This window comes from Bradyrhizobium sp. USDA 10063, assembly GCF_054063735.1.
This window is the reverse complement of sequence record NZ_JBSSGP010000002.1, coordinates 4,421,424-4,443,439: the sequence shown is the minus strand read 5'-3', so window position 1 is coordinate 4,443,439 and position 22,016 is coordinate 4,421,424. Positions and strand designations below refer to the sequence as shown.

Annotated in this window: 17 protein-coding genes, 1 pseudogene and 2 riboswitches; of the genes and pseudogenes, 13 read left to right on the top strand and 5 right to left on the bottom strand. The window is 64.0% G+C overall.

The annotated features are described in order from the left end of the window. Positions 1–100: 100 nt before the first annotated feature. Positions 101–300, bottom strand: a riboswitch (cobalamin riboswitch). A 132-nt stretch (positions 301–432) separates the two neighbouring features. Further along, positions 433–650, top strand: a riboswitch (cobalamin riboswitch). A gap of 115 nt (positions 651–765) precedes the next feature. From ACVJGD_RS23060 to ACVJGD_RS23050, 3 genes are all read left to right on the top strand, one after another. Further along, positions 766–3,642, top strand: coding sequence for a ribonucleoside-diphosphate reductase subunit alpha (locus tag ACVJGD_RS23060; RefSeq protein ID WP_456636465.1), 2,877 nt, complete (start codon positions 766–768; stop codon positions 3,640–3,642). Positions 3,643–3,665: 23 nt separating this feature from the next. Beyond that, complete coding sequence (locus ACVJGD_RS23055; protein ID WP_456636464.1) at positions 3,666–4,793, top strand: ribonucleotide-diphosphate reductase subunit beta; 1,128 nt, start codon at positions 3,666–3,668, stop codon at positions 4,791–4,793. 192 nt (positions 4,794–4,985) lie between these two features. Next, on the top strand, positions 4,986–5,660 hold the full coding sequence (locus ACVJGD_RS23050; protein WP_130579699.1) for a TetR/AcrR family transcriptional regulator: 675 nt from the start codon (positions 4,986–4,988) through the stop codon (positions 5,658–5,660). Positions 5,661–5,778: 118 nt separating this feature from the next. On the opposite strand, the gene pyk is transcribed toward ACVJGD_RS23050, so the two are convergent. Beyond that, positions 5,779–7,215, bottom strand: coding sequence for a pyruvate kinase (pyk, locus tag ACVJGD_RS23045; RefSeq protein ID WP_456636463.1), 1,437 nt, complete (start codon positions 7,213–7,215; stop codon positions 5,779–5,781). Continuing rightward, positions 7,212–7,802 (bottom strand): DUF1036 domain-containing protein, encoded by a 591-nt coding sequence (locus tag ACVJGD_RS23040; RefSeq protein ID WP_456636462.1) that lies wholly within the window; start codon positions 7,800–7,802, stop codon positions 7,212–7,214. The genes pyk and ACVJGD_RS23040 overlap by 4 nt, the downstream gene beginning before the upstream one ends. Before the next feature lie 277 nt (positions 7,803–8,079). On the opposite strand from ACVJGD_RS23040, the gene ACVJGD_RS23035 reads away from it, so the two are divergent. Continuing rightward, complete coding sequence (locus ACVJGD_RS23035) at positions 8,080–8,382, top strand: DUF1244 domain-containing protein (RefSeq protein WP_456636461.1); 303 nt, start codon at positions 8,080–8,082, stop codon at positions 8,380–8,382. A gap of 288 nt (positions 8,383–8,670) precedes the next feature. Continuing rightward, entirely contained in the window at positions 8,671–8,940 is a 270-nt protein-coding gene (locus ACVJGD_RS23030; protein ID WP_028163653.1) for a DUF2312 domain-containing protein, read from the top strand. A 192-nt stretch (positions 8,941–9,132) separates the two neighbouring features. Here the strand turns inward: ACVJGD_RS23030 and ACVJGD_RS23025 are convergent, their stop codons facing one another. The 3 genes and pseudogenes from ACVJGD_RS23025 to ACVJGD_RS23015 form a co-directional block, all read right to left on the bottom strand. Continuing rightward, on the bottom strand, positions 9,133–10,740 hold the full coding sequence (locus ACVJGD_RS23025) for a DUF882 domain-containing protein (protein ID WP_456636460.1): 1,608 nt from the start codon (positions 10,738–10,740) through the stop codon (positions 9,133–9,135). Positions 10,741–11,001: 261 nt separating this feature from the next. Then, positions 11,002–13,237: pseudogene (locus tag ACVJGD_RS23020) on the bottom strand (L,D-transpeptidase scaffold domain-containing protein). Between the two features lie 444 nt (positions 13,238–13,681). Next, positions 13,682–15,187, bottom strand: coding sequence for a sigma-54-dependent transcriptional regulator (locus ACVJGD_RS23015; RefSeq protein ID WP_456636459.1), 1,506 nt, complete (start codon positions 15,185–15,187; stop codon positions 13,682–13,684). A 136-nt stretch (positions 15,188–15,323) separates the two neighbouring features. On the opposite strand from ACVJGD_RS23015, the gene ACVJGD_RS23010 reads away from it, so the two are divergent. From ACVJGD_RS23010 to ACVJGD_RS22975, 8 genes are all read left to right on the top strand, one after another. Further along, the gene (locus ACVJGD_RS23010; protein ID WP_456636458.1) at positions 15,324–17,201 is read left to right on the top strand and encodes a M3 family oligoendopeptidase; all 1,878 of its coding nucleotides are present in this window, start codon (positions 15,324–15,326) and stop codon (positions 17,199–17,201) included. Between the two features lie 95 nt (positions 17,202–17,296). Then, positions 17,297–17,521 carry an AbrB/MazE/SpoVT family DNA-binding domain-containing protein gene (locus tag ACVJGD_RS23005; RefSeq protein ID WP_456636457.1) on the top strand — a complete coding sequence of 75 codons (225 nt, stop codon included), beginning with the start codon at positions 17,297–17,299 and terminating at the stop codon, positions 17,519–17,521. 12 nt (positions 17,522–17,533) lie between these two features. Beyond that, complete coding sequence (locus ACVJGD_RS23000) at positions 17,534–17,929, top strand: type II toxin-antitoxin system death-on-curing family toxin (protein WP_456636456.1); 396 nt, start codon at positions 17,534–17,536, stop codon at positions 17,927–17,929. Between the two features lie 87 nt (positions 17,930–18,016). Further along, on the top strand, positions 18,017–18,169 hold the full coding sequence (locus ACVJGD_RS22995; protein ID WP_456636455.1) for an aa3-type cytochrome c oxidase subunit IV: 153 nt from the start codon (positions 18,017–18,019) through the stop codon (positions 18,167–18,169). A 137-nt stretch (positions 18,170–18,306) separates the two neighbouring features. Beyond that, on the top strand, positions 18,307–19,434 hold the full coding sequence (locus ACVJGD_RS22990; RefSeq protein WP_456636454.1) for a Re/Si-specific NAD(P)(+) transhydrogenase subunit alpha: 1,128 nt from the start codon (positions 18,307–18,309) through the stop codon (positions 19,432–19,434). Between the two features lie 11 nt (positions 19,435–19,445). Beyond that, complete coding sequence (locus ACVJGD_RS22985; protein ID WP_028166994.1) at positions 19,446–19,763, top strand: proton-translocating transhydrogenase family protein; 318 nt, start codon at positions 19,446–19,448, stop codon at positions 19,761–19,763. Between the two features lie 37 nt (positions 19,764–19,800). After that, positions 19,801–21,198 carry an NAD(P)(+) transhydrogenase (Re/Si-specific) subunit beta gene (locus ACVJGD_RS22980; RefSeq protein WP_456636453.1) on the top strand — a complete coding sequence of 466 codons (1,398 nt, stop codon included), beginning with the start codon at positions 19,801–19,803 and terminating at the stop codon, positions 21,196–21,198. A gap of 17 nt (positions 21,199–21,215) precedes the next feature. Beyond that, complete coding sequence (locus ACVJGD_RS22975; RefSeq protein WP_456636452.1) at positions 21,216–22,016, top strand: alpha/beta hydrolase; 801 nt, start codon at positions 21,216–21,218, stop codon at positions 22,014–22,016.

The window sequence follows — 22,016 nt, the reverse complement described above, 5'->3', positions numbered from 1 at the left end:
ACCCCATGAGTTGGGGGCAAAGGCCGTAGTGACACGTCTGGATTCCCTGAGCGATGGGCGCACGGAATCGCAACCGCACCACCGGGACACCCCGCCCGAGGACGTGTACGTTGTCGAGGCAGGTCTCCTGGCTCGCGGGTCGTCACTGCGGTCCGGCCTTCCCGAAGCCTTGCAGGCTTCAGTGGCAGTTGTGGACCGCGGCTCGCCGCTTACAGTTGCGGGGGCAGCTCCGGCTTCACACCGGCTTCCCTCTTAGCTCCGGAAAGATCTCTCCGAAGAACCACGACGCGTTCACTTACCGGCAAGATCGCGCGAACGTCAACTCGGCTGACATCACGTGCGCGTGGAGCCCGTTGTTCACAGCGCCAGCGGGGGGAGCCGAAATTTTTGCGCTTCGCCGATACGCGCCATTGACACCATTGTCCAAATCGCACCAGATGTAGCTGTCACGGTCCATCATGACGCAAGGAATGGTGGCTAAGAGGGAATCCGGTGATCGCGTATCGCTCGCGAGAATCCGGCGCTGCCCCCGCAACTGTAAGCAGTGAGTTGCTTCCGGCTTAGACGTCACTGATGCGGCATCGCATTGGGAAGACGGGGAGTAACGCCGACCTGCGAGCCAGGAGACCTGCCGTGACAGCAAAATAACGTCCACGGGCGGGGTGTCCCGGCGGTCGCTTGCAGGCTCATGCCGGTCCGCCGCCGGCATCATCACGCAGCGTCGCTCCTGGCATCCGGCCCCAGCAACATCACGGGGTTCGCAAGATGTCACTCTCTCTCGATCGCGAAGCAACAGTCGCGCCTCTCATTAACCTGCGGCCCGAATCGATCGCGGCGCCGGAAGCACAACTTCCGATGCAGGTGATCCGTCGCAACGGCATGGTGTCGCAATTCGATGCCGGCAAGATCTCGGTGGCAATGACCAAGGCCTTCCTTGCGGTCGAAGGTCATACGGCGGCTGCGTCGCGGCGCGTTCACGAAGCGGTCGAGGCGTTGACGGCCGAGGTGGTCGGCGCGCTGTCGCGCCGGATGAGCGAAGGCCGCACCTTTCATATCGAAGACATCCAGGACCAGGTCGAACTGGCGCTGATGCGCAGCGGCCATCACAAGGTCGCGCGCGCCTATGTGCTCTATCGCGAGGAACGCGCGCGGCAGCGCGCCGAGCAGCAGGCGGCGAAATCGGCAAAGGCCGCGGCCGGCCCCGTCATCCATGTGACGCTCGCGGACGGCAGCAAGGTGCCGCTCGATCATGCGCGGCTGGCGATGATTGTCGGCGAGGCCTGCGCCGGACTCGACGGTGTCGAGGCCGCGCCGGTGGTCGCTGAAATCCAGCGCAATCTCTATGACGGCATCAGCCAGGATGAACTGGCGCTCGCCAGCGTGATGGCGGCGCGCACGCTGGTCGAGCAGGAGCCGAACTACGCCTATGTCAGCGCGCGCCTGCTGCTCGACAAGCTCCGCACCGAAGTGCTGTCCGTCGTGCAGGGCGCACCAACCACTGCGTCGCAGGCGGACATGGCGATCCGCTATGGCGAATACTTCCCGGCCTATGTCAAGGTGGGCATCCGCGCCGAATTGCTCGATCCCGAGCTCGGCCGCTTCGACCTCAACAAGCTCGCCGCGGCGCTGAAGCCGGAGCGCGATCTGACGTTCCAGTTCTTGGGGCTGCAGACGCTCTATGATCGCTATTTCCTGCATGCCCGCGGCAACCGGATCGAATTGCCGCAAGCCTTCTTCATGCGTGTCGCCATGGGGCTGGCACTCCGCGAGATCGACCGCGAGGCGCGCGCGATCGAGTTCTACAATCTCCTGTCCTCCTTCGACTTCATGGCGTCGACGCCGACGCTGTTCAATTCCGGCACGCTGCGCCCGCAATTGTCGTCGTGCTTCCTCACCACCGTTCCTGACGATCTCGACGGCATCTTCAAGTCGATCAAGGACAATGCACTGCTTGCCAAATATTCCGGCGGCCTCGGCAATGACTGGACGCGGGTGCGGGGGTTAGGCGCGCATATCAAGGGCACCAATGGCGAGAGCCAGGGCGTGGTGCCGTTCCTCAAAGTGGCCAACGACACCGCGATTGCGGTCAACCAGGGCGGAAAACGCAAGGGCGCGGTCTGCGCCTATCTCGAGACCTGGCACATCGACATCGAGGAGTTTTTGGACCTGCGCAAGAACACCGGCGACGATCGCCGCCGCACCCATGACATGAACACCGCGAACTGGGTGCCCGATCTCTTCATGCAGCGCGTCGAGGCCGACGGCGAATGGACGCTGTTCTCGCCGGACGAGACGCCCGATCTGCACGATCTCTACGGCAAGGCCTTTGCCGAGCGTTACGCGTCCTATGAAGAGAAGGCCGCGCGCGGCGAGATCCGCGTATCCAAGAAGATCCGCGCGGTCGATCTCTGGCGCAAGATGCTGACCATGCTGTTCGAGACCGGCCATCCCTGGATCACCTTCAAGGACCCCTGCAATTTGCGCTCACCGCAGCGCCATGCCGGCGTGATCCATTCCTCCAATCTCTGCACCGAGATCACGCTCAACACTTCGGATGAGGAAACCGCTGTCTGCAATCTCGGCTCGATCAACCTGCTCAACCATGTCGGTGAGCGCGGGCTCGACTCTGTCAGGCTGAGTCGGACGATCGCGACCGCGATGCGGATGCTCGACAATGTCGTCGACATCAACTTCTACACCATCCCCGAGGCGCGGCGCTCCAACCTGCGGCATCGGCCGGTCGGCCTCGGCCTGATGGGATTCCAGGATGCGCTGCATGTGCTGCGGATCCCGCTCGCTTCGGATGCGGCCGTTGCCTTCGCCGACACCGGCATGGAGGCGATCGCCTATCACGCGATCTCGGCCTCCGTCGATCTCGCCGCCGAGCGCGGGCGCTACCCGTCGTTCGAGGGATCGCTGTGGAGCCAGGGCATCCTGCCGATCGATTCGATCGAGCTGCTCGCAGAAGCACGCGGTGAAGTCGCGATGGACCGCTCGCGCACGCTGGATTGGGACGGCTTGCGCGAGCGCGTCAAGACGGTCGGCATGCGCAATTCCAACGTGATGGCGATCGCGCCGACGGCAACCATCTCCAACATCTGCGGCGTGGCGCAGTCGATCGAGCCCGCCTATCAGAACCTCTATGTCAAATCCAACATGTCCGGCGACTTCACCGTCGTGAACGCCTTCCTGGTGCGCGACCTCAAGGCGCGCGGGTTGTGGGACGAGGTGATGGTCAGCGACCTCAAATATTTCGATGGCAGCCTAGGTGCGATCGACCGTATCCCCGATGATCTAAAGGCGCTCTATGCGACCGCGTTCGAGATCGACAGCGCCTGGCTGATCGAAGCGGCGGCGCGGCGGCAGAAATGGATCGACCAGTCGCAGTCGCTCAACCTCTATATCGCCAACCCCTCCGGCAAGAAGCTCGATGCGCTGTATCGCCTGGCCTGGCAGCGCGGCCTGAAGACGACCTATTACCTGCGCTCGCGCAGCGCCACCCATGTCGAGAAGTCGACGCTGAAGGGCACCGACGGCAAGCTCAACGCCGTCAGCGTAGCCCCCGCGATGTCCAGCGCACCGGATTTGTCCGGCGCGATCGCGTGCTCGATCGACAACCCCGAATGCGAAGCCTGCCAGTGAGCAGCGGAATAAGGAGTAACGCCATGCTCGACTGGTCAGAGCCCACAAAGCCCGCGCGTCACGTGGCCATTCCCGTCATGAACCCCGCCACAGCCAGCAACCAGACCGGCTTAGGTGCGATCGATCGCCACGGCGGCCGTGTCTCGGTCGACGACAAGCGGATGATCAACTGCCGCGCCGACGTCAATCAATTGCTGCCGCTGAAATACAAATGGGCCTGGGAGAAATATCTCGCCGCCTGCAACAATCATTGGATGCCGACGGAGGTGTCGATGCAGGCCGACATCGCGCTGTGGAAATCGCGCGATGGTCTGACCGAGGACGAGCGGCGTGCGATCAAGCGCAATCTCGGCTTCTTCGCGGCTTCCGAAAGCCTGGTCGCCAACAACATCGTGCTCGCGATCTACCGCCATCTGACCAATCCGGAATGCCGGCAATATCTGCTGCGTCAGGCATTCGAGGAGGCCGTGCACACCCACACCTTCCAGTACATCGTCGAGAGCTTGGGCCTTGATGAGGGAGAGCTGTTCAACATGTACCGTGAGGTGCCCTCGATATCAGACAAGGCGGCCTGGGCGCTGAAGCATACGCAGCATCTCGACGATCCCGATTTCAGGACCGGGACGCCGGAAGCCGACCAGGCGTTCCTGCGCGACCTCGTCGCCTTCTACGTCATCTTCGAAGGCATGTGGTTCTACACTGGTTTTGCGCAGATCCTCTCGCTCGGCCGCCGCAACAAGATGGTCGGGATCGCCGAGCAGTATCAGTACATCCTGCGCGATGAATCCATCCACCTGAACTTCGGCATCGACGTCATTAACCAGATCCGAATCGAGGATCCGCATCTTTGGACGAAGTCGTTCCAGGAGGAGATTCGCGAGATGGTGCGAAGGGCGGCCGAGCTCGAAGCAGCCTATGGGCGGGACACCATGCCGCGCGGATTCCTGGGATTGAACGCGGCGCTTTGCGAGACCTACATGCACTTCATCGCGAACCGTCGTTGCGCCCAGCTCGGGCTCGCGTCGGTCTTCGATGAGACCGACAATCCCTTTCCCTGGATGTCTGAGGCGATGGACTTGAAGAAGGAGAAGAATTTCTTCGAGACCCGCGTGATCGAATACCAGAACGGCGGTGCGTTAAGCTGGGAGTAACCACAGTCCCGGCAGCCACGGCTGAACCGGGACCCCTTCCTTTTGCGCATTCCAGCCGTCGCAAATCCGTCTTGCCAGACGCCCTGAATAGGTGTTCAGCTTTTGCAGCGATCCGCGCTCGATCGCCCAAAACAGTGAAGTCTCGTTCGGCCGATGGCAAGCCGACGAGGGCCTGGGGACGGGAACTGCGCCATGGTCTATCGGCGAACCCATCAAGTGGTGAAACGGCTGGCCGCCCGGCGCAGCGCCATTCTGGCAGCGGCGCGGGAGGCGGCGGCGGACGGCGGCATGGCGGCGGTGCAGATCGCGCCGGTCGCGGTCCGCGCCCATGTCGCGGCCGGCACCGTCTACCGCTATTTCCCGTCCAAGGCCGACCTGATCTCCGAATTGATCGCCGAGGTCTCGCGCGATGAGCTCGCTGCGATCCGCCGGGCGGCCGATGCCGCACCGGGGCCGTCCTCGGCGCTGGCCGCCGCGGTCACTACGGTTGCCGTCCATGTGCTGTCGCAGCGCAAGCTCGCCTGGGGCATCCTGGCCGAGCCTGTCGATGTCGACGTCACCGCCTCGCGGCTTGCCAGCCGGCGCGAGATTGCCGGCGAGATCGCCACCCGAATCGATGCCGCGGTGCGCGCCGGCCACTTGCCGGCGCAAGACACCGCGCTCGCCGCCACGGCGCTGCTCGGCGCGCTGCATGAGTCGCTGGTCGGCCCGCTCGCGCCCGACAATCTCGACGATCCCGCCAAGCTGCGCGACGCCGTGCAAACGGTGACGCTGCTCGCCTTGCGCGCCGTCGGCGTCATGGACGCCCGCGCCCGCGGCCTCGTGGTGCAAGCGACCACGCCCGCAAAGGCGCTGGTGGGAGCGTAGGCGACACAGGCGTAGGGTGGGCAAAGCGAAGCGTGCCCACCATCAACATTCTGCTCGCAATGGTGGGCACGCTTCGCTTTGCCCACCCTACGGGTCTTCTGCGTCGTACGAACCCGCCTCACTTCTCCAAGTCGCTTTGGGGTGCGACGGAGGCGATGCGGACCATGTTGGTGGTGCCGGGGATGCCGAGCGGGACGCCGGCGACGACGATCACGCGCTGGCCGGCGCGCGCAAAGCCATCCCTGAAGGCGATGGAGTTGGCGCGGTCGACCATGTCGTCCTGGTCGCGCGCGTCCTCGGCGACCACGCAGTGCACGCCCCACACGACCGAGAGTTTGCGGCCTGTCGCCAGATTCGGCGTGATCGCAACGACCGGTACCTTGGGACGTTCGCGCGCGACGCGGATCGCGGTCGAGCCCGACGAGGTCCAGCAGATGATTGCCGAGAGGTCGAGCGTCTCGGCGATCTGGCGCGCGGCATCCGCGATCGCATCGCCGACCGTCTGCTCCGGCTCGGCGCGCTGCGCGGTGAGCACGCCGCGATAGGTCGGGTCGCGCTCCACTTCCTCGCCGATGCGGTTCATGGTGGTGACCGCTTCCACCGGATATTTGCCGGCGGCGGATTCCGCCGACAGCATGATCGCATCCGCGCCTTCATAGACGGCGGTGGCGACGTCGGAGACCTCGGCGCGGGTCGGCACCGGCGCCTGGATCATCGATTCCAGCATCTGGGTTGCGACCACCACCGGCTTGCCAGCACGGCGCGCCATCCGCGTCATCTGCTTCTGCAGGCTCGGCACGCGCTCCAGCGGCAGTTCGACGCCGAGATCGCCGCGCGCGACCATCAGCGCATCGGACGCATCGATGATGTCGGCCAGCCGGTCGATCGCCTGCGGCTTCTCGATCTTCGCCATCACGGCGGCGCGGCCGCGGATCATCCTTTTGGCCTCGTGGACATCCTCGGCGCGCTGCACGAAGGACAGCGCGATCCAGTCGACACCCGTCGTCAGCGCGGCCTCGAGGTCGGCGCGGTCCTTCGGCGTCATCGCCGAGACCGGCAGGTCCGTGTCGGGCAGGCTGACGCCCTTGCGATCCGACATCTTGCCGCCGATCACCACGCGCGTCACCGCGTGGTCGGGCCAGGTCTGCTCCGCGATCAGCCGCACCTTGCCGTCATCGAGCAACAGCGTGTGGCCGGGCCGTAGCGCCGCCAGGATTTCCGGATGCGGGAGGTTGACGCGGGTAGTGTCGCCCGGCGTCTTGTCGGAATCGAGCACGAAGCTCTGGCCGTTATTGAGCTGCACTGCGCCTTCGGCAAAGGCGCCAAGCCGGAGCTTGGGGCCCTGCAGGTCGACCAGGATGCCGATCGGCCGGCCGTAGCTGGACTCGACATTGCGGATGGTCTTGACGAGGTCCCGCATCTTGTCATGCGGGGTGTGGCTCATGTTGATGCGAAAGAGGTCGGCGCCGGCCTCGAACAGCTTGCGGATCATCGCGCTGTCGGAGGAGGCGGGACCCAAGGTCGCGAGGATCTTGATCCGACGCAGTCTTCTCATTGCTTGCTTCCGGGCGGTGCCGCTGGAGGTAGACCAGACGCGCCTGGAGGCGTTCCGCCCGGTGGATTTGGCAGGCCTGGCACCGCGGGAGCCCCCGGTGCGACCCCGCCCGGCATTCCCGGCACCTTCTGCGCCGGCTGTTCGTTCGCTTCCGTCAGTTGCACGGTCCACGCCCGTTGCTCCCCGGTATCGACTTCGAAGAAGCCGGTGCGGTCATAGCCGCGCGCCAGGCAATTCTCGGTGCCGCGGATGGTGAATTCCTTGTCGCGCGAGCACATGAAGGCCTGGCCCGACCATTCGCCGCCGCGGTCATAATCGAGGGCGTAGATGTAGTAATAGCGCGCCACAAGGTTGCCCCGCAGCAGGGTCTCGCAGGAGCGCGAGGAGATGTTCCACCAGCCCTCGGTGGTCCAGCCCTCGGCGTCCTTGTAGCCGAGCGCGATGCCGACCCGGCTGGCGGTGTTGTTGCAGAGCCGGAAATCCGCCGCCGCCGGGCTGGTCCACAGGCACGCCGCCACAAGCGCCAGCACGGGTAGAAGACCGGCAAGCAGGCGAGGGGGGAGGGGAAGGGAATCCAGCACGATCATGGGGCGAAGCTACACCGAATCATTGACGATTTCGCGTGGCCCGGCGGCGCCTGTCAACGGAAGGCAGGCGGACTTCTGCCATCGAAAACCGCCGATCCCACCCGATTTCATGCTGTTTTGCGCAGCGATATGGCAAAATCTGTGACGAATCCCACCTGATATCAATATGCTGAGAATGACTTATTCGAGCATGACCCCCGCGCAAACGCTTCGCATTTGTCGCGAGGGAAAACCGGTACCCACCTTTCCGGGTCATGCAGGTAACGGGATGACAGCCATGACCATTGACGACAAGACCAGGACCGAGCTGGAAGCCGCCGTTTTCCGGCGCCTGGTGCAGCATCTGCAGAACCGCACCGACGTCCAGAATATCGACCTGATGAACCTCGCCGGATTCTGCCGCAACTGCCTCTCCAACTGGATGAAGGAAGAGGCCGACGCCAAGGGCGTCGCGATCAGCAAGGACGAGAGCCGCGAGGCCGTCTACGGCATGCCCTATGAGGAGTGGAAGGCGAAATATCAGGGCTCGGCGACGCCGGAGCAACTGGCCGCGATGAAAAAGGCGCACCCCGGGCACTAACTCATACGCACTCCGTCATTCCGGGGCGTCCGAAGGACGAGCCCGGAATCTTGAGATTCTCCGATGCGCAATTGCGCATCGGAGTTCAATGCTGCGCATTGTCCCGGAATGAGGGTAATTGCCGATACACCAGCATCTCCTGTGGGCGCGCTGTGGATGAGCGCGACGTTTCCTTGACGGGAGGCGTCGCAAACTTGAGGGTCATTTCCGACACGCGATCCGTGAGGAGCGCACGCCAAGACGCCTCAACAGGACGCCTCATCACCAGTTCCATTTCAGGAGTACCCGATGGCCACCTCCGCCGCCGTCAAAGAAGAACCCGCGACCCGATTCGCAAAGGACCAGCTCAAGGCCATCATCGAGCGCATCGAGCGGCTGGAAGAAGAGAAAAAGGCGATCTCGGACGACATCCGCGACGTCTATGCCGAGAGCAAGGGCAACGGCTACGACGTCAAGGCCCTGCGCACGATCGTGCGCCTGCGCAAGCAGGATCCGAACGAGCGTCAGGAGCAGGAGACGATCATCGAGACCTACATGCAGGCGCTGGGGATGATATAGGCTCTCGTCGTGTCCGAACCTCCCCTTGAAAAGGGGAGGTCGGTTTGCGCGCTAGCGCAAACCGGGTGGGGATCAACTCTCTCCACACGAGCAGTGTAACTCGCGGCAGACCCCCATCCCGACCTTCCCCCTTTCAGGGGGAAGGAGAAGAGAGTTGCTGCGGCGCTCGGTCGGCTCTATCCGCGAAAAAAATCAGCGCAGCGCGGCGGTGCGGACGACGAAGGAGGTCGTCGGCAGCGTTGCGGTGGCGGAGCCGGTGAAGGTGTCGCAGCTCATGCCCATCATCGGATCATTCGAGAAGGTGATGTTGATCGCAGCCTGCGGCTTGACGAAGTGAGTGCGCATCAGGGTCATGTCGGTGTCGCCGAGCACGGTGGTCAGCATGGCGTTGCTCGCGCTTGGCGCCAGCATCACCACGCGCATCCAGAGATCGTTGCCCTTGGCGGCGGAGATGCGGGTCGAGGTCGCGATCACGCTGCTCTGACCTTGCGCGCCCTTCGCGACCACCGTGTTGATCTCGGTCGCAACGGCGCCGGCATTGCGGGCCGGGCGGACGTTGCGCGGGACAGGTGCGGAGGCGGTGACGACGTTGCTGCGCTCAACCGGCGGGTTCGCCGCCGGGGCATAGGCGAGCGCCTTGTTGAAGTTCTCCGACACGCTGGCAGTGGCCTGCGGATCGGCGGCGCCGACTGCCTCACGCGCCTTGAGGGCGGCGATCTGCGCAGCCGTTGCCTGTTTCGGCGCGGGCAGATCGTCACCCCAGAAGCCGCGGGCATTGATGATGTCGGCAGGCGTCTCGGGCTTCGGCTCGGACTTCTCGGCAGGCGTCGGCGCGGCCTGCTTGGGCTTTGCGGCCGGGATGATCTGCGCGTCGGCCGCGGCGAGCTGGATGGTCGAGGCGAATTGCGGTTTTGCACGCGGTATCGGCACGGGATCGGCGGATTTGGCGGAAGCCAGGACAACCGCGGGCGCCGGCTTCTCGGCGGCAGCCGGCGTAGCGGCGCCCTCGTCGTCCTCATCGCTGCCGGCAGACGATTTGCCCGTAAACAGCGCGGTCAGGAAGCCGCCGAGCTTGCCGCCGCCGGATGAAGAGCCATCGCCATTGCCGCGCCGCTCAATGTCGGCGCGGGCAAGCTCATAGCCCCTCAACGGGTTGCCGTCGGTGGGGATGTGCACCGTGCGACCATCCGGGAAGACCCTGGCCAACTGGTCATGCGTCATGCGCGGCCAGTGGCGGATCGACCCGGTGTCGAGGTGAACAAAAGGCGAGCCGGAGGTCGGATAGAAACCGACACCGCCACGCTGTAGGCGCAGGCCGGCATAGCGGATCTGCTCGAGCGGCACGCCGGGAATGTAGAAATCCATCGCATGCCCCAGCATATGCTGGCTGTAGCGCGCCACCCCGGAGGAGCGGCGGCGGAGCATGGCGTTAGTCGCGGGAGAGCGGTATGAGGAGATGACGTTGATCGGCTGCTTGCCATCGACGTCGCGATAGACTTCCCAGAGGATGTCGAACAGCCGACGATCCATCGTGGTCTCGTCCTGGGTGCGCCAGTCGCGCAGGAAATGATTGAGCTTCTTCAGCGCGTCTTCGTCGTAGCGGCCGTCGCGCTTGAAGGTGACGGTGAGGTCTTCGTTTGAATGGGTGTGGTGGAAGGAGAGGGTGCGGGTCTCGTTCAGGGCGGCGGCGTCGTGAACTGATCCGGCGCCCGCGAGCAGCAACAGCGACGTCAGCCCGACCTGACATCCGGCTTTCGGGAGCGACAGCAGTTTATTGTGGCGTGCGCGGACAGCCAGCACCGATGAGCCCACCCAGTCGTCGAGCGTTCGACCTTTCTTTCGCAGACCCCGGCGAAAGGCGGTGAACGCATTCTTAAAGCAGGACGGTTAACCGAGATTTACCATCCCGTTTCCCAAGTTGGGTTTAACCTAAACTGTTGACTGTGGCGAAAAAGTGCCGCCACCCGCGCTACATGGATATTGGTTAATGTAATTGATCCCGCCGGGCGGGCGGGATCGTTGATTTTGCTCTAAAATTTGGCGCGTCTGGGGAACGGTGGATTACCGGGTGAACACCCCGCGCGGCTGCGCTTGTCCGCGCCCAATCGGAGCAGGTGGCACCGGCGGGCCGCCGCCGAACAGCCGCTCGAAGAAGTTCAGGCCGGAATTGGTGTTCTCGCTGGCGATGCTGACGCCGGGCGGCAGGGTGTTGCGGCTCGGGCGTGAATAGTTCGGCTGCGCATGCGCCACAACTGATTCGAGGTCCTTGCCGCGGCTGTTCTTCAACATCGCCAGCATGGCGGCGTCGCGGCCATAGATGTCCTTGCGGAATTGCAGCTTGCCGGCATCGTCGACGAACGCGGTCTGGTAGGTGATGTTGACCGGGATCGGAGTCGGGAATTTCAGGTCGATCTCGCTCGAGCCATACATGTTGCGGATCCGCTCGGGCGTCCAATGCTCGTTCGTCATCGTCATGTTGAGCAGCACGGAAGCGTACTGGTCCGGGTTCTGCACGCGCATGCAGCCATGGCTGAAGGCGCGCTCTTCCCTGGCGAACAATTGCTTGTCCGGCGTGTCGTGCTGATACACCAGGAATTTGTTCGGGAAGTTGAAGCGGATGCGCCCGAGCGCGTTGGCTTCACCCGGAGGCTGCGAGATGTGGACCGAGCCGTCGCGGCCATATTCGAGCCGCAGGCCCATCCGCTGCAGCACGGTCGGGTCCTGCTGCAGGGCCGGCAGGTATTCGTTGTAGATGATCGACGGCGGCACGTTCCAGGTCGGGTTGACCGTGATGTATTTCATCGTCTCGGTCAGAAGCGGGGTGGCGTGCTGCCCCGGCTTGCCGGTCACGACGCGCGTGGTCCAGACCGGCGCGCCGTTCTGCATCACCCGCAGCGTGTAATCGGGGATGTTGAGGATGACATAGGCGTTGCCGAGGGACGCCGCGCCAAGCTGGCGCGGCAGCCAGCGCCAGCGCTCCATGTTGACGATGACGGTGTCGATCTGCCTGTCGCGCTTCGGGCTGTTGATCGCCTTCACGGTGCGGTCGTCGAGCACGCCGGTGGGCTTCAGCTCGACGCTCTGCTGGAATTTGCGCACGGCCTCGGCGACCTTGGCGTCGTAACGCGTGTCATCGGGATTCTCGCTGACGCCGAGCTTGGCGCGGAGCTGCGGCACGCGCGGATCTTCTGGCGCCACCGCCGGCTGCTTCTTGGTGCCGGGCTTGTAGGCCAGCGTGGGCCCTTCCATGATCTGGATCACCGGGCCGTCACCCTGACCGCGCAGCTCGGCGAGCTTGGCCTTGAGCTCGCGGTAGAGCTTGTGCGGCGGATTGTAGCTGTCGAGCGCGGCGGAGGCGTCCTGCGCGCCGGTCACGTTGGCGAGGACTTCCGAGGGGATCGATCGGGTGCTCGGGATAAAGGATGTCGGCCGAGACCTGCGACCAATGCATCCGGCCGCTCTGCGCCTGACGCGCATAATCCAGCATGCTGGCGGCGAGCTTCAACTCGGCGTCCGCCAGCGCGTCGGGCGAGGCGGCAGCGGCAAAATCCGGCACCGCATAGTCTTCCGGATTGAGGCCGTCGGAGGCGGCGTCCTTCAGCCGCGCGATCACGCCCTTGGCGGTCGCGGTCAGCTTGCCGGCCTGCGTGAACACCGGCGCGTAGTCGCGCGCGGAGTAGAACTTCTCGACTGCGGCGCGCTCGTTCTTGCGGTCAAAGGTGCGCAGCGTCTTGCTGGCCAGCGTCTCGCGAAGCTTGTCGGCAACCGGCTGATCTTCCGCCGGCACGTTGCTCGCAGCCTTGACCGGCTCCTTGGCGGGCTCGGCTGCGGGCGCGTTGGCGGTTGCCGGAGCAGGAGATGTAGCGGTCGCAGGCGCGGCGGGCGGCGTCACCGTCGCGGTGTCGTTCTTGACCGGCTCCGGCTCCTTCGGCGCGTCCTTTGCCACGTCGCTCGGCTTCGGCTCGTCGGCGGGCGCGGTGACGACATTAGCCGGCTTGGACTCGACCTTGGGCTCTGCGGTCTTGGTAGCGGCGTCGGGGTCGCTCGGCTTTATGACGTCCTTGCTCGCATCCGGCACCGAGGCCGTGGTGTCCATCCTGATATCGGCCGCGGTCGGCGGCGGGACGTTGGCAGGCTCGGGACGGGGGATCGCGGCATCGATCGCGAGTTCTGCCGCACTGGCGCGTGGCGCGTCCGACTGGGCCAGCGCTGAGGTCGCGGAGACCGCCAGGAACGTCGCGGCGACGGCCATCAGCACGCGATCGAATCCGGTACGGCCTTTCGAACAGTCACGCATCGTCACACCCCCTGGGGCGAACTGCCCCTGCATTGGAACAGTTCTCACGTCATGGTCCTGGAGCAGGATGACGCTTCGCGGAAAGCGTCATCACGCTCGATTTGTTCGAGCATGATCTTCCCGGATCATGCCCTGAGCTTGCGCGAAAGCGCCGGCCTCACTCGATCAAAAACTCCGTCGCGCCTGCACGCAACAAATCAACGCAGACGATACCTAGGCCCCCTTCATGCAGCCAGCGCCATGCGGGGCAACTCACGACAAACTGACCTTGATCAACCACTTGCACTCGATCCTGCGCGATTTTTGCCACGCGGCACCCCGTTTGTCTGTCACCGCCAAGCCACGGTTCAATAGGTTCCGGACCACGCGGGCCAAGCCAAAACTGAAGCCAAGACTGAAGCCACGACCTCCAATACCCGCTCGGTGGCATAAACGCCCATTGGCTCAATTGGTGCCGCTGGCGCCGTCGGCAGAGTCATTTGCTGCGGCCTCGTCGATCTTGCGGTAGAGCGTCGAGCGGCCGATCTTCAGGCGCCGCGCGACTTCCGACATCTGCCCGCGATAGTGCGAGATCGCGAAGCGGATGATCTCGTTCTCCATCTCTTCCAGTGGCCGCACGTCGCCGCTGCTGGTCAGCATCGAGAGATTGCCGGCGGCCGGCAGTGGCGCAATTGGTATGTCGTTACCCGATACCATCGCGGGCGCCGTCGACGGGCCAATAATCAGGGGCTCGCCATGCGCCGGATTCGGCTCAGCGAGCGGGTGCGCTGCGACCTGCGGGAAGTCGGCGAGGCCAAGCTGGTCGCCGTCGCTCATGACCACCGCGCGATACACCGTGTTCTCGAGCTGGCGGATATTGCCGGGCCAGTCGAGCTGCGAAAGATGCGCCATCGCCTCGCCGCTGATGCCGGTGATGTTGCGGTTTTCCTCGGCGTTGAAGCGCGCGAGGAAATGCCGCAGCAGATGCGGGATGTCCTCGCGCCGCTGTCGCAGCGGAGGAATCGTCAGCGGCAAGACGTGCAGGCGATAGAACAGGTCCTCGCGGAATTGACCGGCCTTCACCAGCTCGAGCAATTGGCGGTTGGTGGCGGAGATGATGCGGACGTCGACCTTCACCGGCTTGCGGCCGCCGACGGCTTCCACCGTGCCCTCCTGCAGCGCGCGCAACAGCTTGACCTGCGCGGTCAGCGGCAGTTCGCCGACCTCGTCGAGGAAGAGCGTGCCGCCATGGGCTTCCACGAACTTGCCCATGTGGCGCTCGGTGGCGCCGGTGAAGGCGCCCTTCTCGTGGCCGAACAGGATCGACTCCACGAGATTGTCGGGGATCGCGCCGCAGTTCACTGCGACGAACGGCTTCGACTTGCGCTCGCTGCTGCCGTGGATGGCGCGGGCGAACAATTCCTTGCCGACGCCGGATTCGCCTTCGATCAGCACCGGAATGGCTGATGAAGCGGCCTTCTGCGCGGTGCGCAGCACGCTTGTCATCGCTTCGCTGCGGGTGATGATGTCGGTGAACGTGAGCCGCCCCTCGCGGCTGTGGCGGATGCGCTGCAATTCACCTTTGAGTGCAGAAGTGTTCAGCGCATTGCGCAAGGATACTTGCAGCCGCTCGAAGCCGACCGGCTTGACGACGAAATCCTGGGCGCCGGCGCGCATCGCCGAGACCACGTTGTCGATGCCGCCATGCGCGGTCTGCACGATGACGGGGACGTTCAAACCAGCGTCACGAATCTTTGCGAGCACGCCAAGGCCGTCGAGGCCGGGCATCACGAGGTCGAGCACGACCGCATCGATGGTCTGGTTCTCCTGGGCGGTGAGTGCGGCGAGTGCGGCGATGGCATCGTCGCCGCTATCGACTACGAGGGGCTGGTAGCCGCATTTTTGCACCATGTTTTCAACCAGACGGCGCTGTACTGCGTCATCATCGGCAATCAAAATGGTGGCAACCATGGTTTTCCCCGCGCGTTACGCTTATCTGTCTCGAATCGGGGCACTCTCGCCGAAGCCGATTAACGCCCTCTTAAACGTTGCCGACCCCCGCACATTTCGCCGCCGCGTCTCCGATTGAACACAGGTTTCCACCAAGATGACCTCGCGCTCCTCCGCTCTCCGCAAACCAACGCAACGCAAACCCGCCGGCGCCAAATCCGCCGCAAACAAGTCCGCCGCCAAGAAGCCCGCGGGCAAAACCGGCAAACTGCCGGAATGGAATCTCGCTGATCTCTATTCCGGCATCGACGCGCCGGAAGTCGCGCGTGACCTGGCAAAGATGGATGCAGATTGCGTCGCGTTTGAGACCGACTGCAAGGGCAAGCTCGCGGAACATGCGGCGCGGGAAGATGGCGGAAAGTGGCTCGCAGAAGCCGTGCGACGCTATGAAGCGATCGACGATCTCGCCGGCCGGCTCGGCTCCTTTGCCGGCCTGGTGCATGCCGGCGACAGCGTCGATCCCGCGATCACGAAATTTTACGGCGATGTTTCAGAGCGCCTGACCGCGGCCTCGACGCACCTGCTGTTCTTCGCGCTCGAGCTCAACCGCATTGACGATGATGTGATCGAGCGCGCGATGCAGGCGGAAGAGCTCGCATATTACCGGCCCTGGATCGAGGATCTGCGCAAGGAGAAGCCGTATCAACTCGAGGATCGCATCGAGCAGCTTTTCCACGAGAAGTCGCAGAGCGGCTATGCCGCCTGGAACCGGCTGTTCGACCAGACCATCGCCGGCCTGCGCTTCAAGGTCGGCGCCAAGGAGCTCGCGATCGAGCCCACGCTCAATCTCCTGCAGGACCGCGACGGCTCAAAGCGAAAGGCGGCGGCAGAGGCGCTGGCGAAAACCTTCAAGGCCAACGAGCGCACTTTCGCACTGATCACCAACACGCTCGCCAAGGACAAGGAGATTTCCGACCGCTGGCGCGGCTTCCAGGATGTCGCGGATTCCCGCCATCTCAACAACCGCGTCGAGCGCGAGGTGGTGGACGCGCTGGTCGCTTCCGTGCGCGCCGCCTATCCGAAACTGTCGCACCGCTATTACCGGCTGAAGGCGGGCTGGTTCAAAAAGAAGAAGCTGCCGCATTGGGACCGCAACGCGCCGCTGCCCTTTGCCGCGACCGGCACGATCGCCTGGCCCGAGGCGCGCAACATGGTATTGACCGCGTATCGCGGCTTTTCCACCGACATGGCGGCGATCGCCGAGCGCTTCTTCACCGACCGCTGGATCGATGCGCCGGTCAGGCCGGGCAAGGCGCCCGGCGCGTTCTCGCATCCGACCACGCCGTCGGCGCACCCTTACGTGCTGATGAATTACCAGGGCAAGCCGCGCGACGTGATGACGCTCGCGCATGAGCTCGGCCATGGTGTGCACCAGGTGCTGGCGGCAAAGAACGGCCCCCTGATGGCGCCGACGCCGCTGACGCTGGCGGAGACCGCGAGCGTGTTCGGGGAGATGCTCACCTTCAAGCGCCTGTTGTCCGAGACCAAGAGCGCCAAGCAGCGCCAGGCGCTGCTCGCCGGCAAGGTCGAGGACATGATCAACACCGTGGTGCGGCAGATCGCGTTCTATTCGTTCGAGCGCGCGGTGCACACCGAGCGCAAGAACGGCGAATTGACCGCCGAGCGGATCGGCCAGATCTGGCTTTCCGTGCAGACGGAAAGCTTAGGGCCGGCGATCGAAATCAAGCCCGGCTATGAGAATTTCTGGATGTACATCCCGCATTTCATCCATTCGCCGTTCTACGTCTACGCCTATGCGTTCGGCGACTGCCTGGTGAACTCGCTGTATGCGGTCTATGAGCACGCCGCCGAGGGCTTTGCGGACCGCTATCTCGACATGCTCGCGGCCGGCGGAACCAAGCATTATTCGGAACTGCTCAAGCCGTTCGGCCTCGACGCCAAGGATCCGAAATTCTGGGACGGCGGGCTGTCGGTGATCGCGAGCATGATCGACGAGCTGGAGGTGATGGGCTGAGGGCAAGCCGTAAAACATTTGTTGAACGGGTGTTGGAAATGCGTTATACAACTGTATAACTCAAGTCTGAGACCTGCTCTTCAAGGAACCTGACCATGAAAATCGAGATCAAGAAGATCGGGAATTCCGATGGCCTGCTGCTCCCTCGCGAGCTGATGCAGCGGCTCGACCTCAAGCGCGGTCAACAGCTCCATATCACCGAACTTCCGGGGGGCGGTTTTCAGGCGCTTCCCTACGATCCGGATTTTGAACGGACGATGGAAATCGCAGACGAGGTCATGGACAAGTATCGCGATACGCTGGCGGCTCTTGCGAAGTAGTGGAAATTCCGGGTGAGCGAGTCGAAAGAGCCCCTTTGGATCGCCTATGAGCAAGCCATCGCTATCCATGCTCGCCAGCTCCGCCGCTTCGGCGGAGCTCCCGGCTTGCGCGACGAAGGCATGCTGCGATCGGCGCTGGAGCGGCCGGTCAACAAATGGAGCTATGAGCAGGCCTCCCTGGCCGAACTCGCGGCCGCCTATGCGTTTGGCCTCGCCAAGAACCACGCCTTTGTCGATGGGAACAAGCGCATCGCCTTCATGGCGATGATGACGTTTCTCATCAAGAATGGCGTCAATTTCGGTCCTGATCCGGCGCACGCGACGTCGATCATTCTGTCGCTGGCGGCCGGCGAGGTCAGCGAGGAAAGCCTCACCCGCTGGATCCGGGATAATTGGCCTTCCGAATGAGGCGATAGGCAGGGTGGCGTTGCTCTGCCATCCGGTTTGCGGTATTGGCACGCCTGAAATTCAGACGTTTGACGACTGGGGACTCCGATGGCAGACCATAGCGAAGTGGCTTACACCACCGCCGACGGCAACGACTACATCGAGCATGAGCGGACCTATGAAGGGTTCATCGCGCTGGTTAAATACGGCACGGCGACGGTCGCCCTCATTCTCATCCTGATGGCCTTCTTCCTGCTCTGATCCCTCTCTGCCTGCGCCGCCAATGCCGGCGGTGCTCACAAAAATTGCACCCAAGCCGGTCCCAAAACCGGTATCCAACGTTGCGGGAGTAACGCTAAGTTTGCTTGCGTGCGCTGTCCCGCGCCGCCGGAGGCCTTATGAAGATTGCCGTTGCCAAGGAAATCGACCCGTCCGAGCCGCGGGTCGCCGCATCCCCCGACACCATCAAGAAACTCAAGGCGCTCGGTGCCGAGGTCGCGGTCGAGTCGGGCGCGGGGATCAAATCGGGCTTGCCGGATTCGGAATTCACCGCCGCGGGCGCCACGGTGAGCGCGGATGCGGTGAAGGACGCCGACATCGTCATCAAGGTGAAGCGGCCGGAGCCGTCTGAACTCTCGAAATACAAGCGCGGCGCTCTCGTCATTGCCATCATGGACCCCTACGGCAACGACGCTGCGCTCAAGGCGATGGCTGACGCCGGCATTTCGGCCTTTGCCATGGAGTTGATGCCGCGCATCACCCGCGCGCAGGTGATGGACGTGCTGTCGTCGCAGGCAAACCTCGCCGGCTATCGCGCGGTGATCGAGGGTGCCGAAGCATTCGGCCGCGCCTTTCCGATGATGATGACTGCGGCCGGCACTGTGCCTGCCGCGAAAGTGTTCATAATGGGCGTCGGCGTCGCCGGCCTGCAGGCGATCGCGACCGCGCGCCGGTTAGGGGCCATCGTCACCGCGACCGACGTGCGTCCGGCGACCAAAGAGCAGGTCGAGAGCCTTGGCGCCAAATTCCTCGCCGTCGAGGACGAGGAGTTCAGGAACGCGCAGACCGCCGGCGGCTACGCCAAGGAGATGTCCAAGGAGTACCAGGCCAAGCAGGCCGCGCTCACCGCCGAGCACATCAAGAAGCAGGACGTCGTGATCACGACCGCGCTGATCCCCGGCCGCCCGGCGCCGAGGCTTGTCTCCTCGGACATGGTCAGGTCGATGCGGCCTGGTTCGGTGCTGGTTGACCTCGCCGTCGAACGCGGCGGCAATGTCGAGGGCGCGAAGGCGGGCGAGGTCGTCGATGTCGATGGCATCAAGATCGTCGGCTACACCAATGTCGCCGGCCGCGTCGCGGCCTCAGCCTCGGGTCTCTATGCCCGCAACCTGCTCGCCTTCATCGAGACGCTGGTCGACAAGGCGAACAAGGCGCTTGCCGTCAATTGGGACGACGAACTGGTGAAAGCCACTGCGCTCACCAAGGACGGCGCCGTCATTCATCCGAACTTCCAGCCGAAAGCTTAAGGAGAGAAGCCATGGAGCATATCGCGCAGGCCGTCGATCCCTTCGTATTTCGGCTTTCCATTTTCGTGCTGGCGGTGTTCGTCGGCTATTTCGTGGTGTGGTCGGTGACCCCCGCGCTGCATACGCCGCTGATGAGCGTCACCAACGCGATCTCCTCGGTGATCGTGGTCGGCGCGCTGCTCGCGGTCGGCGTCGGCATGATCTCGAGCGGCTCGGGCTGGGCGCGCGGCTTCGGTTTCGTCGCGCTGATCTTCGCCTGCGTGAACATCTTCGGCGGCTTCCTTGTCACCCAGCGCATGCTGGCGATGTACAAGAAGAAGTCCAAGTAAGCGGCCACCTCGGGGAAGAGGCAAACGGGGACCTGAGATGAACGCCAATCTCTCTGCATTGTTGTATCTCGTGGCGGGTGTGCTGTTCATCCTGTCGCTCAGGGGGCTCTCGAGCCCCGCCACCTCGCGGCAGGGCAACCTGTTCGGCATGGTCGGCATGGCGATCGCGATTCTGACCACGCTCGCGAGCCATCCGCCGGCGGACGGCGTCGCCTGGCTGCTGGTCGTGCTCGGTGTCGCCATCGGCGGCACGATCGGCGCAGTGATCGCGCGGCGGGTGCCGATGACCTCGATGCCCGAACTGGTCGCCGCCTTCCACTCGCTGGTCGGCATGGCCGCGGTGCTGGTCGCCGCCGGCGCGTTCTATGCGCCCGAAGCCTTCGACATCGGCACGCCCGGCAACATCCACACCCAGAGCCTGATCGAGATGTCGCTCGGCGTCGCGATCGGCGCGCTGACCTTCACCGGCTCGGTGATCGCGTTCCTGAAGCTGTCGGCGCGGATGAGCGGCGCGCCGATCATCCTGCCGTTCCGTCACCTCATCAACATCGCGCTCGCCCTGGCGCTGGTGTTCTTCATTGTCGGCCTCGTGATGTCGGGGAGCGCGCTCGACTTCTGGCTGATCACGATCATCGCGCTGGCGCTCGGCGTGCTCATGATCATCCCGATCGGCGGCGCCGACATGCCGGTCGTGATTTCGATGCTGAACTCTTATTCGGGCTGGGCCGCGGCCGGCATCGGCTTCACGCTGGGCAATTCGGCGCTGATCATCACCGGCGCGCTGGTCGGCTCCTCCGGCGCGATCCTGTCCTACATCATGTGCCACGCGATGAACCGTTCCTTCATCTCGGTCATCCTTGGCGGCTTCGGTGGCGAGACCGCGGCGGCGGGCGGCGGGACCGGCGAGCAGAAGCCGGCCAAGCTGGGTTCTGCTGATGATGCCGCCTTCATCATGAAGAATGCCTCGAAGGTCATCATCGTGCCCGGCTACGGTATGGCGGTGGCGCAGGCCCAGCACGCTCTGCGCGAGATGGCTGACATCCTGAAGAAGGAAGGCGTCGAGGTGAAGTACGCGATCCACCCGGTCGCGGGCCGCATGCCCGGCCACATGAACGTGCTGCTGGCGGAAGCCAACGTGCCCTACGACGAGGTGTTCGAACTGGAGGACATCAACTCCGAATTCGCCCAGGCCGACGTCGCCTTCGTGATCGGCGCCAACGACGTCACCAACCCGGCGGCGGAAGAGGACAAGTCCTCGCCGATCTACGGCATGCCGGTGCTGCAGGTCTGGAAGGCCGGCACGGTGATGTTCATCAAGCGCTCGCTGGCCTCGGGCTATGCGGGCATCGATAATCCGCTGTTCTATCGCGATAACACCATGATGCTGCTCGGCGATGCCAAGAAGGTGACCGAGAGCATCGTCAAGGCGATGTGAGGCCGTTGCGGGCAGCGATGCTCGTCCTGAAATGGCTCCTGATCGTCGCCGCAGTCGGCTATCTCGGAGCGCTGGCGCTGCTGTTCGTCAAGCAGCGCCAGATGCTGTTTCCGATTCCGACGCGGGAGCGAACCTCACCGGACGCGGCCGGCTTTCCTGAAGCCGAGGAACATGTGCTCACCACCGGCGATGGTGAAAAGGTCATCGTCTGGCACGTGCCGGCAAAGCCCGGCCATCCCGTGATCCTGTACTTTCCCGGCAATGGCGACTTTCTCGCGGGGCTAGTCAGCCGTTTCCGCGCCATAATTTCGGATGGCACCGGCCTGGTCGCGCTCTCCTACCGTGGCTATGCCGGCTCGAGCGGATATCCGAGTGAGCGCGGCCTTCTGCAGGACGCCGCTGCAGCTTACGCCTTCACCACGGCGCGCTACGCCGCGGAACGAATCGTCGTCTGGGGATTTTCGCTCGGCACCGGCGTTGCGGTCGCGCTGGCCTCTGAACAGCCGATCGGCAAATTGATCCTGGAGGCGCCCTATACTTCGACGGTCGATATTGCTGGCGCGGCTTTCCCGCTCGTGCCGGTGCGCTGGCTGATGCGGGACCAGTTTCGCTCCGACGAACGCATTGCGCGCGTCAAAGCGCCGCTGCTCGTCATGCACGGAACTGACGATCCCGTGATCCCGATCATCTTCGGTGAACGCCTGTTCGCGCTGGCACACGAGCCGAGGCGGCTCATTCGATTTGCTGGCGGCGGCCACGACAATCTCGATTATTATGGCGCGATCGAAACAGTGCGGCAGTTCATTGGCGGTTCGTAG

Excerpts from the sequence above, each read along its gene's own strand:
- ACVJGD_RS23015 (WP_456636459.1), bottom strand. The coding sequence starts at position 15,187 with ATGGTTGCCACCATTTTGATTGCCGATGATGACGCAGTACAGCGCCGT.
- pyk (WP_456636463.1), bottom strand. The coding sequence starts at position 7,215 with ATGAGAAGACTGCGTCGGATCAAGATCCTCGCGACCTTGGGTCCCGCC.
- ACVJGD_RS23060 (WP_456636465.1), top strand. The coding sequence starts at position 766 with ATGTCACTCTCTCTCGATCGCGAAGCAACAGTCGCGCCTCTCATTAAC.
- ACVJGD_RS22990 (WP_456636454.1), top strand. The coding sequence starts at position 18,307 with ATGAAGATTGCCGTTGCCAAGGAAATCGACCCGTCCGAGCCGCGGGTC.
- ACVJGD_RS23050 (WP_130579699.1), top strand. The coding sequence starts at position 4,986 with ATGGTCTATCGGCGAACCCATCAAGTGGTGAAACGGCTGGCCGCCCGG.
- ACVJGD_RS23005 (WP_456636457.1), top strand. The coding sequence starts at position 17,297 with ATGAAAATCGAGATCAAGAAGATCGGGAATTCCGATGGCCTGCTGCTC.
- ACVJGD_RS23010 (WP_456636458.1), top strand. The coding sequence starts at position 15,324 with ATGACCTCGCGCTCCTCCGCTCTCCGCAAACCAACGCAACGCAAACCC.
- ACVJGD_RS23030 (WP_028163653.1), top strand. The coding sequence starts at position 8,671 with ATGGCCACCTCCGCCGCCGTCAAAGAAGAACCCGCGACCCGATTCGCA.
- ACVJGD_RS23055 (WP_456636464.1), top strand. The coding sequence starts at position 3,666 with ATGCTCGACTGGTCAGAGCCCACAAAGCCCGCGCGTCACGTGGCCATT.
- ACVJGD_RS22985 (WP_028166994.1), top strand. The coding sequence starts at position 19,446 with ATGGAGCATATCGCGCAGGCCGTCGATCCCTTCGTATTTCGGCTTTCC.
- ACVJGD_RS22995 (WP_456636455.1), top strand. The coding sequence starts at position 18,017 with ATGGCAGACCATAGCGAAGTGGCTTACACCACCGCCGACGGCAACGAC.
- ACVJGD_RS22980 (WP_456636453.1), top strand. The coding sequence starts at position 19,801 with ATGAACGCCAATCTCTCTGCATTGTTGTATCTCGTGGCGGGTGTGCTG.
- ACVJGD_RS23040 (WP_456636462.1), bottom strand. The coding sequence starts at position 7,802 with ATGATCGTGCTGGATTCCCTTCCCCTCCCCCCTCGCCTGCTTGCCGGT.
- ACVJGD_RS22975 (WP_456636452.1), top strand. The coding sequence starts at position 21,216 with ATGCTCGTCCTGAAATGGCTCCTGATCGTCGCCGCAGTCGGCTATCTC.
- ACVJGD_RS23035 (WP_456636461.1), top strand. The coding sequence starts at position 8,080 with ATGACCATTGACGACAAGACCAGGACCGAGCTGGAAGCCGCCGTTTTC.